Annotated in this window: 12 protein-coding genes; 8 read left to right on the top strand and 4 right to left on the bottom strand. The window is 44.2% G+C overall.

Annotation, left to right across the window (positions count from 1 at the left end; all coding sequences use genetic code 11):
* Positions 1-140 precede the first annotated feature (140 nt).
* The 3 genes from F6K53_RS30490 to F6K53_RS30480 form a co-directional block, all read right to left on the bottom strand.
* Positions 141-1,412: a serine/threonine-protein kinase gene (locus F6K53_RS30490; protein ID WP_293018984.1), complete on the bottom strand. Its 1,272-nt coding sequence runs from the start codon at positions 1,410-1,412 to the stop codon at positions 141-143.
* Positions 1,413-1,566: 154 nt separating this feature from the next.
* Positions 1,567-1,875 carry a hypothetical protein gene (locus F6K53_RS30485; RefSeq protein WP_293018983.1) on the bottom strand — a complete coding sequence of 103 codons (309 nt, stop codon included), beginning with the start codon at positions 1,873-1,875 and terminating at the stop codon, positions 1,567-1,569.
* 254 nt (positions 1,876-2,129) lie between these two features.
* Positions 2,130-3,737: an adenylate/guanylate cyclase domain-containing protein gene (locus F6K53_RS30480; RefSeq protein WP_293018982.1), complete on the bottom strand. Its 1,608-nt coding sequence runs from the start codon at positions 3,735-3,737 to the stop codon at positions 2,130-2,132.
* Positions 3,738-4,227: 490 nt separating this feature from the next.
* Here F6K53_RS30480 and F6K53_RS30475 point away from each other — a divergent pair, with 490 nt between their 5' ends.
* The gene (locus F6K53_RS30475; protein WP_293018981.1) at positions 4,228-5,595 is read left to right on the top strand and encodes an NAD-dependent succinate-semialdehyde dehydrogenase; all 1,368 of its coding nucleotides are present in this window, start codon (positions 4,228-4,230) and stop codon (positions 5,593-5,595) included.
* A 770-nt stretch (positions 5,596-6,365) separates the two neighbouring features.
* On the top strand, positions 6,366-8,003 hold the full coding sequence (locus F6K53_RS30470) for an acetolactate synthase large subunit (protein WP_364303878.1): 1,638 nt from the start codon (positions 6,366-6,368) through the stop codon (positions 8,001-8,003).
* Positions 8,004-8,005: 2 nt separating this feature from the next.
* Here the strand turns inward: F6K53_RS30470 and F6K53_RS30465 are convergent, their stop codons facing one another.
* Positions 8,006-8,356 (bottom strand): hypothetical protein, encoded by a 351-nt coding sequence (locus F6K53_RS30465; RefSeq protein WP_293083231.1) that lies wholly within the window; start codon positions 8,354-8,356, stop codon positions 8,006-8,008.
* A gap of 2 nt (positions 8,357-8,358) precedes the next feature.
* On the opposite strand from F6K53_RS30465, the gene F6K53_RS30460 reads away from it, so the two are divergent.
* From F6K53_RS30460 to F6K53_RS30435, 6 genes are all read left to right on the top strand, one after another.
* Positions 8,359-8,481, top strand: coding sequence for a hypothetical protein (locus F6K53_RS30460; RefSeq protein ID WP_293018978.1), 123 nt, complete (start codon positions 8,359-8,361; stop codon positions 8,479-8,481).
* Positions 8,453-8,629, top strand: coding sequence for a hypothetical protein (locus tag F6K53_RS30455; RefSeq protein ID WP_293018977.1), 177 nt, complete (start codon positions 8,453-8,455; stop codon positions 8,627-8,629). Before F6K53_RS30460 ends, F6K53_RS30455 begins: the two co-directional genes overlap by 29 nt.
* A gap of 391 nt (positions 8,630-9,020) precedes the next feature.
* Positions 9,021-9,260: a hypothetical protein gene (locus F6K53_RS30450; protein ID WP_293070905.1), complete on the top strand. Its 240-nt coding sequence runs from the start codon at positions 9,021-9,023 to the stop codon at positions 9,258-9,260.
* A 48-nt stretch (positions 9,261-9,308) separates the two neighbouring features.
* A complete protein-coding gene (locus F6K53_RS30445; RefSeq protein WP_293070906.1) occupies positions 9,309-9,713 on the top strand; it encodes a T3SS effector HopA1 family protein in 405 nt (134 codons plus the stop codon).
* 2 nt (positions 9,714-9,715) lie between these two features.
* Positions 9,716-9,868 carry a hypothetical protein gene (locus tag F6K53_RS30440; RefSeq protein ID WP_293070908.1) on the top strand — a complete coding sequence of 51 codons (153 nt, stop codon included), beginning with the start codon at positions 9,716-9,718 and terminating at the stop codon, positions 9,866-9,868.
* Between the two features lie 707 nt (positions 9,869-10,575).
* A complete protein-coding gene (locus F6K53_RS30435; RefSeq protein ID WP_293070910.1) occupies positions 10,576-12,042 on the top strand; it encodes a hypothetical protein in 1,467 nt (488 codons plus the stop codon).
* Positions 12,043-12,192: the final 150 nt, after the last annotated feature.

Here is a 12,192-nt window from a genome sequence, read left to right as displayed (position 1 = left end):
TTCACCCGCATCCGTTAGACAGTTAGACTTTTGAGGTTTTTGTTCCTCGCGAAGTCCCCTACTCATACCCCTCTATTTTCTAGAGGCTCCTAGTAGGAACAAGCCGCACTGACTTCTGACTTCTGACGCTAAGCGTAGCGCTATAACTGACCCGATGACATTAAACGCCGTTGAAAGTCTTGGGCATATTTTTGATTGGGAATTTGTTGAGATAAAGCTTTTACAAATTCTTGGGCGGAAGAGTTAGGATGCTGGACAAGAGTACGCTGGCAGACAATGGTAGCCATCGGGCCAATTAACTCAGCGAGTTCCTGTTGGCAAAGAGCTACAAAATTGGGGTCTAGTAAATTACTATTCCGATTAGGGGCAGAAGAAATTGGCAGTGGTGTAGGACTAACCCAGGGTTGAGTTGTACTGGCTGGCCGTCTTGGGGAAGAACCATTACTGATTCTTGACTTATGGCTTTTTGTTTCTTTGGAGGCTTGGCTAGTTTTGGTATGGAAAGGTATCTTGGTGGGATACAACGCATTGTTAATATCTACTAACTGCTGATAAATTTCTTCAGCAGTTTGGGGACGCTGATTGGGTAAACGAGCCATCAGATAGTCGAGGAAATCTGCCAGTTGTGGCAAAATATTCAGAACACTGTCGTGCCAGCTTAACTCATCATTATAGGATTCATAAAATTTACTCGGGTCTTGACCAGTGAGTAGATAAACAAAGGTGCGCCCCAAAGCAAAAAAGTCTGATTGGGGGACTGCCTGACCGTTAAGCTGCTCTAGTGGTGTATACCCTGCGGAAACTACCCCTGTTACCATACCAGTGGCTTTTTTGGTCACAAAGGTACCTGTAATTTCCCGGGCAGTGCCAAAGTCAATTAACACCAGTTGTCCATCTGTCCTGAGCATAATGTTAGAGGGCTTGATATCCCGATGGAAAAAGTTATGACTGTGTACTGCCTGTAAGATGGCAGCTAGCTGGATCAGCCACCGAATGGCAATTTTCTGGTCAATGGGAGCACCCCGCTTTTGGATGTATTGCTTTAGATTCAATCCTTGAATCTTTTCCATCACCAGACAATGAACTGGCTCGTCCCTGTCTCTGGGGTGGACTGTGAAGTAGGCATCAGGTTCTACTTTGGGAATGCCACTATTCTCTAGTCGGGCGAGAACTTCGGCTTCTCTTTGGAATAGTTCAATATACTTGGGACTATTCTTAATTAGAACTTTCAGGACTCTAGGGTTGCCTTGAGGATCAACAATTTCATAGGTTTTGCCAAAACCGCCACTTCCCAGTTGACTGATCACTCGATAGCGCCCTTCCAGCAACAACTCAGAATTACAACTCTGACAGAATAGTTTACTGTCAGGGTTGCGGGGATTTGAGCAGTTGGGATTAATGCACAGACTCATCTGAATTAGCTGGTACAGGACTTAGGCATCGAATCAGTAGAGTTCTAGCAACAGTCAATTTTGGCTAGGTATCTATATTTACTTATCGGCTGAGCCGTGCCAATTTATGCACCAACCATGACACAACAAGTTATACACATGATATTTTAAAGGGCTATTTGGATTTTGGGTTTCCAACTTGACCAGATGGTGGTTTGGTGGTTTGGTTGAAGGTGGTTTGGTTGAAGGTGGTTTGGTTGAAGGTGGTTTGGTTGAAGGTGGTTTGGTTGAAGGTTGAAGGTGGTTTGGTTGAAGGTTGAAGGTGGTTTGGTTGAAGGTTGAAGGTTGTTTGGTTGAAGGTTGAAGGTTGAAGGTTGAACGCGCACCCGTGGCCTTTTGGCCAAGGTGGTTTGGTTGCAGGTTGAACGCGCACCCGTGGCCTTTTGGCCAAGGTTGAAGGTTGTTTGGTTGAAGGTTTAATCACCTGTAACCTCTAACCTCTAACCTCTAACCTCTAAGCTGTAACCTCTAACCTGATCACCTGTAACCTGTAACCTGTAACCTGTAACCTCTAACCTTCAACCTGTAACCTGTAACCTCTAACCTGTAACCTTCAACCTGTAACCTCTAACCTTCAACCTGTAACCTCTAACCTTCAACCTTCAACATTCAACCTTGGCCAAAAGGCCACGCTACGCGAACAACATTCAACCTTTAACTTTTATAGCTTCCCTGGAATTAAGTATCCCACCCTAGGCGGTACAGTTGGAGGGGCTGGTCTTTACCTTTAACCTTAACCGGGGACATTTTTTCCAACGGTAGAGTTTTATCCCTCAGCTTGTCGAAGGTGCTTTGGGAAATTAGAATCTCTCCCTCCTGAGCAGCACTACAGATGCGGCTAGTAACATTGGTAGTGTCACCGATAGTAGCGTATTGAATCAGCTTCTGTGAACCGATATTACCTGCTGCGACTTTGCCAGTATTGAGTCCAATGTGGATTTCAATCTCTAAATTGCGCCGCTGGAACCAATCCTGATTCAGGTGAATAACTGCCCGTTGCATTGCGATCGCAGCTTGAACGGCTCGGTCAGCATCGTCCGGTTGGCAATAGGGGGCTCCCCACACAGCCAGTAAGGCATCGCCAATATATTTTTCTAAAGTGCCTTCGTATTTAAACACAATATCCTCTACCATCACCTGGAAGTACTCATTGAGCATCTCAATCACTTGGCGTGGCTTCATCCGAGAGGACATTTGGGTAAATTTACTGATGTCGGCAAACAGAGCGGTTACTTCGGTATCTATAATTTCCAAGTGGCCTTCTTCCTTGAGCTTTTTACTCACAGCTTCTGGAAAGAAAAGCTCAAATTTACTCCGCATTACTGCTTCTTCCTGCATCTTCTGGTAAAGTTGAGCATTGTCAATTGCGATCGCAGCTTGGTTAGCCAGAGCCGTCAAAAACTCCAAGTCTTCTTGAGAGTAAATATTGGCTCTAGAGAGATTGTCCGCATACAATACCCCAATCACTTCCTCTCTCGGTTTTAGGGGTACGCACATGGAGGCATGGATTTCTTGCTGGAGCACTGACTGGGAATTACTGAATCGTTGGTCAATGGCAGCATCAGCAATTAAAACCCCATCCCCCTTCTGGTGTACGAAATTGGTGATTCGTTTGCTATAAAATCGCTCATGGGTGGGTATGCCTGTTCGGGAGTTGACAGCTTTTTCCTCTAGCATTCCCGTGTCTTGATTAACCATGAGGATGATTGCCCGGTCTACATTCATAATCTCGAACAGCAGGTCAAGAATTTTTCTCAACAAGTGATCAGGCTCATCGGGAGAGGAAAGTTGCTTACTCACCTCCAATAAGATTTTTAACTTGTCTACTGAGCGTTGACCTGTATCTTGCTCTCGCAGCTTCAGGGCTGAGCCTTTATAAGTTAAACTGTCATGGTGCAGTAATTCCTGAATTTCGACACGGGTTTGTTCTGGGGATAACCTGCTGACAATCGAAAAGTTGGAATCATTATCCTTCAAGATATTTGGGGTGATTCTGCCATCATCACTCACAAATTCAAAGATTACACTGCCCAGACGTATTAAGTCTCCGTCTTTGAGCTCACACTGGTCAATTTTGGCGTCATTAACAAACGTGTGATTTAGGCTACCTAAGTCTTTTAGGATAACCCGATCATTCGTGAGTGTGACCTGAGCATGATGACGGGAAAGACTTTTATGAATTACGGTAATACTATTATTTATTTCCCGTCCTATGGTATTGGCTCCACTGCTCAATTTATAACTTTCTTGGTTATTCGGCTCTGATTTAGCAATTAAATACGGCACAATCTAGCTCTCGTCATTAGTTTCTATATCAGAGTATAATCTAAATTATAAAACTACTAATTTAAGGTTCTAGGATCTAGGTTTAATGGCTAAGGGTATTATGATAAGCCTATGAAGCGCGCCTTTTTTAGCAAGGAGGTAATCAAATGCCCCTGTTTTAACTAATACCTAATACCTGACACCATTACCCTAAGCTGTAATCCCTAACCCCTAAGCTGTAATCCCTAACCCCTAAGCTCTAATCCCTAATCCATAGAATTGGGTTGATAACTGTTTTAAAAACTGGTGAGATAAATTTTGTGGTAGTAGGATAAAACTTGAGATTAGGTGAACACTTGCTTGACTGGTAGTTTACCTCGGCAATGGGTTGAGGCTTTTTAAAAGTATATCAAACTATTAAGCCATTTTGGCAAAAATAAGTCATAGTGTAAATACTTAGTTATAATCAAAGAATTGGAAGTACTATCCCCATTGGGGGGAGGAGGAAGCCATGGGGATCGCTACAGTTAACCCAGCAACCGGGGAAACCATCAAAACCTTTGAGCCAGAGAGTCCGTCGTCCATTGCGACCAAGCTAGCAATTGCCCAAGAGGCGTTTGAGCAATACTGCCAAACATCAATGGAGCAAAGAGCAGAGTGGCTAAACGCAGCGGCGGAGATTGTAGAGCGGGATCGAGTCAAATTCGGCGAGCTGATGACCACGGAGATGGGAAAACCCCTCAAAAGTGCGATCGCAGAAGCGCAAAAATGTGCTTTGGTTTGTCGGTACTACGCTGAACACGCAGCTGAATTCCTCGCAGATGTCCCAGCCTCTACCGATGCCACCCAAAGCTTTGTGCGCTACCAACCTCTAGGAGTAATTCTAGCAGTCATGCCCTGGAATTTTCCATTTTGGCAAGTCTTCCGTTTTGCTGCTCCAGCATTGATGGCGGGAAATGTGGGGTTGCTCAAACATGCCTCTAATGTGCCTCAATGCGCCTTAGCCATTGAGCAAATCTTTGCTGAAGCAGGATTTCCGGAAGGGGTGTTTCAGACCTTACTGATTGGTGCTGACCAAGTAGAGCCAGTAATTCAGGATCCACGGGTCAAAGCTGCCACCCTAACTGGTAGTGAGCTAGCAGGAGCTGCTTTAGCGGCTGCGGCTGGGACACAAATCAAGAAAACTGTCCTGGAACTAGGGGGAAGTGACCCGTTTATTGTCCTAGAAAGTGCCGATTTAGAAGCAGCAGCTACTACGGGTGTGACTGCTAGGATGCTCAATAACGGTCAATCGTGTATTGCAGCGAAACGGTTTATTGTGGTGGACGCAGTAGCCGATGAATTTCAGCAACGTCTACTGCACAAATTCCAAGCCCTGAAAGTGGGAGATCCCATGGCGGAAGATACCGATATTGGTCCGTTGGCAACCCCTGGTATTCTTAGAGACTTAGACCAACAGGTACAAGCCTGCATTGAACAAGGGGCAAAGGTTCTTATCGGTGGCCATCCTTTAAGCGATCGCGCTGGTAACTTCTACCCCCCCACAATTCTAACTGACTTCCCACCAGGCACTCCAGCTGATAACGAAGAATTTTTTGGCCCTGTTGCCCTATTGTTTAGAGTTCCGGATATTGATGCTGCTATTAAGCTTGCCAATTCCACAGTATTTGGATTAGGAGCCAGTGCCTGGACAACCAATGAGGAGCAAATCCCCAGGCTGATTGATGAACTTGAAGCTGGAGCAGTTTTTATCAATGGCTTAGTCAAATCCGACCCCCGTTTACCCTTCGGTGGGATCAAACGTTCTGGGTATGGGCGAGAACTAAGCATTCAAGGGATACATGAGTTCGTAAACATCAAAACTGTTTGGGTGAAGTAAAAATTCTAGGTATTAGGCTAAAACCATTAGTAAGCATATGCGCTATGCGCACGCTGCTTGAGGTGCTATCAGCTATCAGCTATCAGCCTATGCGCTACTTGAGGTGCTACTTGAGGTGCTATCAGCCGTGCTTATGGGTCAAGTCCCAGCGTCGAAGCCTGTGCCACACTAGTTGAGGTACTTTTGAATAAAATAAGCTGACAGCTGACGGCTGACTGCTGAATGCTTACAACCATTAGCCTATAGCAATTCTATTTAAATCCTGAACAGTGACAGTTACTACTGACGGATTCTCCGACTCAGGAATCAGGAATCAGGACTCAGCACTATTCTTAAAATTTACCTTGTTGGTGAAGCTATCTGTGTATCCGTCTCTATCCCTGTGGTGCTGGTGAAGGGGAAAATAAAAAGTTTTTAGGTAACATTTTTAACTTTTTTATATCAACTTTTTACTGTTAACTTTTATTAAAGTTACCCAGATAGAAGCCAGAATTGCCATACAACTCAGTACTCTGCTTCTTTCATGGTTATCAAAAGCTTATCAAAAGCTACTTTAACATTGCCCCAACCCCACTTAACTTCTGATAAATTGGCATACACCGGATATCAAATGCTAAATCTTTTGTCATGAACTAATAACAAATATGGACGAAAGCTAATAGAAAAAGCTAAAAAGGAATCTCAAAATAAATCTAAAAATTATTTTTTACAATCAAAGATTATTTTGATACCAAAAACCTATATACCAGGGATGATTAGATATGGGTGACATGAATACCGCTGAACTATTGGTACATTGCTTAGAAAACGAAGGAGTCGAGTACGTTTTTGGACTACCTGGAGAAGAAAATCTCCATGTTCTAGAAGCTCTCAGACATTCTTCAATTCAATTTATTACCACTCGTCATGAACAGGGAGCAGCCTTTATGGCAGACGTTTACGGACGGCTGACAGGAAAGGCTGGAGTTTGCCTGTCTACCCTCGGTCCAGGGGCAACTAACTTAATGACTGGGGTTGCTGATGCCAATTTGGATGGAGCACCCCTAGTGGCCATCACTGGTCAGGTGGGAACGGACCGGATGCATATTGAGTCCCACCAGTACTTGGATTTGGTGGCAATGTTTGCTCCAGTGACTAAGTGGAACCGGCAAATTGTTCGCCCTGATACGACAGCAGAAATTGTCCGTAAAGCGTTTAAACTCGCTCAGACCGAAAAACCAGGAGCGGTACACATAGATTTGCCAGAAAACATTGCGGCTATGCCAGTCAATAGCCAATCCCTAGGCAAAGATGGTCGGGAAAAAACCTTTGCGTCTTTCCGTAGTTTGGGTAAGGCAGCTGTGGCAATTTCTAAGGCGAAAAATCCCCTAATCTTGGCGGGTAATGGCACAATTCGTGCTGGTGCTGCTGAAGCCTTAACCGAATTTGCCACCCGGATGAATATTCCAGTGGTCAATAGCTTCATGGGTAAAGGGTGTATTCCTTACACTCATCCCCTGGCCTTGTGGACCCTTGGATTACAACAACGGGACCACATCACCTGTGCTTTTGAGCAATCGGATTTGGTGATTGCGGTGGGATATGATTTGATTGAATATTCTCCCAAAAAGTGGAATCCAGAGGGCAAGATTCCTATTATTCATATCGGTGCCAGTCCAGCAGAAATTGATAAAAGCTACATTCCTTTAGTGGAGGTAGTAGGGGATATTTCTGACTCTCTTAAGGAAATTATGAAGCAGGGAGACCGGGAAGGTAAACCGATACCATCCGCTGCTGAACTTCGGTCGGAAATCCGAGAGGACTACGAACAGTATGCTAATGATGAAGGCTTTCCTATCAAGCCCCAAAAACTGATCTATGACCTACGCCAAGTCATGGAACCAGAAGATATTGTGATCTCTGATGTAGGAGCTCACAAGATGTGGATGGCTCGTCAGTATCATTGTGATTGTCCCAATACCTGTATCATTTCTAATGGTTTCGCAGCGATGGGGATTGCTTTGCCAGGAGCACTAGCGGCTAAGCTGGTTTATCCGGATCGGAATATCGTGGCAGTCACTGGTGATGGGGGCTTTATGATGAATTGCCAGGAACTTGAAACAGCACTAAGAGTAGGGACTGCCTTTGTGACACTGATTTTCAATGATGGTGGCTATGGCTTGATTGATTGGAAGCAACAAAATCACTTTGGTGAGTCGGCTTTCGTGAATTTTGGCAATCCAGATTTTGTCAAATTTGCTGAAAGTATGGGACTAAAAGGCTATCGTGTCAATTCAGTGGATGAGTTGATTCCTATCCTAGAAGAAGCATTAGCTCAAGATGTGCCTGCAGTGATTGATTGTCCGGTGGACTATGGCGAAAACCTACGCTTTAGCCAAAAGACTGGTGATTTAACTTGCAAGATTTAACGCTATTTGGATTGGAGGTTGGAGGTTGGAGGTGGAAGGTTGTTGAAGGTTGAAGGTTGAAGGTTGAAGGTTGGAGGTTGGAGGTTGGAGGTTGGAGGTTGAAGGTTGTTGAAGGTTGAAGGTTGGAGGTTGTTGAAGGTTGAAGGTTGTTGGAGGTTGGAGGTTGAAGGTTGAAGGTTGGAGGTTGAAGGTTGGAGGTTGAAGATTGAAGGTTGTTCGCGTAGCGTGGCCTTTTGGCCAAGGTTGGAGGTTGTTGAAGGTTTAAGGTTGCAGGTTGGAGGTTCTAATCTTCCAGTTGTGAACCCTCTGTTCCCTGTTCCCTGTTCCCTGTTCCCTGTTCCCTGTTCCCTCAACAGTGAATAACTTTCAACCTACCCTACAAGGGATGCCAAGGGCTAACAACCGGTTAACCTTCAACCTATTAACCTTCAACCTGTTAACCTTGGCCTTTGGCCACGCTACGCGAACAACTTGTTAACCTTCAACCTATTAACCTTCAACCTATTAACCTTCAACCTGTTAACCTTAAACTTGTTAACCTTAAACTTGTTAACCTTAAACAAACCTTTGGGCCACAATGGCGAGACAGCAGGAATTTATATAGTTATCTTATTAAATACAACTAGGTTGGTTTCAACAACCAATCATTGCATCAAGAAATTTGGCACTAGAGAGTTGATCCAGGAAGAATAGGTGAAGGATTTTACTCTGGATTTGCAAAGTCTACTTTATCCTTCGCCAAACCTCTAGGGTTTAGGAAAAAAACTATTCCTAACTGGGACGAAAAACTGCTTTACTGGCTGCGGAAGGAATAACTAAACTTTGGGCGATATATATATGATTGCCCTGATGTTTAATGCCTATCCATAATGGTCATTACTGGATTGATTCTCTAGAGCTAATTTTACCCAACCAAATTAAACCTTTTGAAAAGGGAGAGTACTCAATATGGATGAGATGGAAATTTATAATTAGCGTCCTGCTGGTTCTGCTCTGTTTTCAACTTCGGAAAGCTTTATGGATTCCATCAAAGATTTGGACTTCATGACAGATGTGTCAGAATATCAGGTCGACAAGATTGAAGGAGGCGAAGACAACAGACACCCTCGCATTATTCCCAAAGACTTTGTCGGCGCAGGCCAGCCTTTTCTCATTAGTAATGAGGTGGATTTAGAACGAATCGCGATCGCTAAAAACGGTGGTACTGCAATCGTTAATCAAAACGTTAACATTTTCAACGTATTCATAATTCTCTGAACTCACTTGTCCTAGCCGTATTCCTGCCTAAGTCCTAAGGTTTTGATTATGCAATTACTGGATGCTTTACGAAATCAACGACTGGATTCTTCTATACCTGGATTGTTTGATGTTTTTTATGATATTCTTAACAATGTTCAGATTCAATCTAATTTCTATATTACTCATCCAAAGTACAAACCCCTGGAACTTCCAGATGAAGTGGTGCCTTTGTTTACCAAGCAGCTGTTACCAGGACTGGCTCTATCAGAAGAACCGGATTATAAATTTACGCCTAAAGAAGATTTAGGCATGAATCGCTGCCAAATTGTTGCTAATGCGTTACTAGAAGCTTGGCTACAAGGTCACGACTCTGCAGAAGGTCGGATGAATTTTATCCTCCACAACTTTTCTTTGCTTGGAATTGATATGAAGCGCCCTTACTTGAATGCTAACTCTAAGGATATTTATTAAAGATGGTTTGTAAGCTATCAGCTTATGCGCTACGCGCACGCTACGCGAACAGCTATAGCAAAGGGAACAGGGAACAGGGAGCAGGGAGTAGGGAACAGGGAACAAACATTCTCTCAATTGATTTAGGATTGCTATATAGCGCTACGCGCTACTAATGGTGCTACTTGAGGTGCTTTTGAATAAGCCATGCAGAGGTGCGACCCGTGGCGAATTTAATTACGGCTCAAACGCACCATTACGGTCTTGGGGGTTTCCCCCAAGACCGCGCTGCATCAAGACAAGAGGTAAGCATTCGTTAGGTCACAGGCTAGAAGCCTGTGCCACATAGAAGCCTGAGCCTGTGCCACATAGAAGCCTGTTTTATATATGGGTTGTCAACCATTTCTGGCAGGAATTGGCAAAAGGTAAGAGGGAAAAAGCAAGAGGGAAAAGAAATCCAGAGTTTTATTGGACAATAATAAACGACCTCCTAAATTTACATCTCATTTGTAAACCCTATAGTCACACAATTACAACTGATATAACACTAATTATAGAAATAAAAAGTTTATAAACATTGCGGATAGGAATAAGCTTAGTGGGGAAGTACTCAGTATAATCAGGTCAGGGTAACATAGATCACCAACTCCAGCTTGTTAGCACTTCTTGATGGTACGGGTGAAGAGTTGAACTCGTTCAATTTTTGGCTGCTACTCGTAACTCTCTTACAAAACTATCTAATGACAAGATAGGTCTTAGGGAAAATCTTAGAAATAGAAATATCCTATATTATCTGTAGTACACCCTAAACGAACGGGATGTGTTTAATCAAACAAACCTAATGTGCATCTACCTTAAGTAGCAATTTTGGAGAAAAGCAGAAATGGCACGAAGAATTTGGTCATTAGGTCAAAGTTTATTAGCTGGCAGTTTCTTGAGCTTAGTGTGCATAGCTCCAATAGTGGCTCAATCCCGGGGGAGCCAAGGTCAGCTGACCGAAGCTGAAGTGTGTCGGCAGCAACGGACAGTGGAGGTGAGCTTTGACCGAGGACAATCCTACGAAGATAGCAGACTTGGAGTCCGACTAAAGTATGAGAATATTCTGAAAACAGCTAGCAACTCTTTAGCAGAACTCCTGTTCAATGAAGGCTCTATAGCCAGGGTCAATCAAAGTTCGGAGTTCCTATTTAAGTCTGGATTGCGTAGATTTGACCTTGAAAATTATCAGCATAGAGGTTGTCAAGGCTACGTCAGTGCCACGGTAAACGAAGCTGCCATCATGACCGAAACAATCTTCTTTCTTAAGGAAGGAATGGCTCTAGTCATGGCCCCCCAAAACAGCGTAGGCACTCAGATTGAAACTCCAGACAGTCGTATTAATATTGCAACTAAAACTCCCGTAGCATCTGCATCATTCACACCAGACTTACCCTTAGCAACAAGAAAGCCGATTCTGATCGCTGCCATGCATCATGTTATTAGTGATATGGCAGGTTATATTCCACCAATTGCAAGTTTAGCTGACTCCGGGTCTGTAGTTCTGGGTCAAGCTAATACAAACCAGGTGAAACCAGCTTTGCCCACTCCTGATTTGCTAGTTCCACCGGAAAAAAGTAGTGCGGTGATTGTAGTTCATAATTCTACTAACGGCACAACTAGTGTGTTTGCCCTGACGGATGGCGACATTACGGTTTCTGATTCAGATGGACAAAATCCCGTTTCCTTGCTTGGGGGTCAAACTGTTGCTGTTACTAATGGTGAGGTAGGACAGGTTCGTGAATTCAACTTGCAGGCATTTTACCATGCTGTGCCACTAGCATCTGGTTTAGCACCTGGACAAGAAGACATAGTGGCTCAAGAACCGGAAGGGGTTCAAATCACACTCAATAAAGTTCGAGTCGAAACCTTGGCTGCCCTGAGAAGGCAACAGTCTAAAACCGAATTTCTGAAAGATGCCTTGAGAGACAGGGACACCTTCTTTGATGAGGAGTACGATTTACCTTCGGACAATGATGGTCTAACAGGGCAAACTTCCTCTGACATTATTAATCCAGTCGTTACCGATGGCATTTTTGTCAGGACAGGTGAAAATACGGCAACCTTCACAGATGGGCAGGGTAACGTAACTCCCATGACTGTGGATTTTGATGATGACCCCACCATCACAATTAATGGCAATGGTGGGATCTCCAACGATGCTGGTCTGAGTGGGAATAATGCCTCAGGCACTGTGATTAATCCAGATGGTACCGCCACCCGCATTGAAATTTTTGGCGTGAACGGTGATGAACCCCCGGTGAATGTGCCGTTCCAGGGTACCTTGACTGACGGCATTGCTCCTGACCGCTAAGGAATTGTTAGCAACTCAGGACTTACGCGGTTAAGTTGATTTCGCCCCCCTAGCCCCCCAATTTTGGGGGGTAATGATGTCAAAGTCCCCCGAGCGAGGGATTGCTCGCTCGGGGGATTTAGGGGGCAAATGCGTAAGTCCTATAACTGA

Origin of the sequence: Moorena sp. SIO4A1 (assembly GCF_010672065.1) — a bacterium.
Classification (GTDB): domain Bacteria; phylum Cyanobacteriota; class Cyanobacteriia; order Cyanobacteriales; family Coleofasciculaceae; genus Moorena.
Note: the sequence above shows the minus strand (reverse complement) of the source record. Positions and strands in the feature narration are given on the sequence as shown.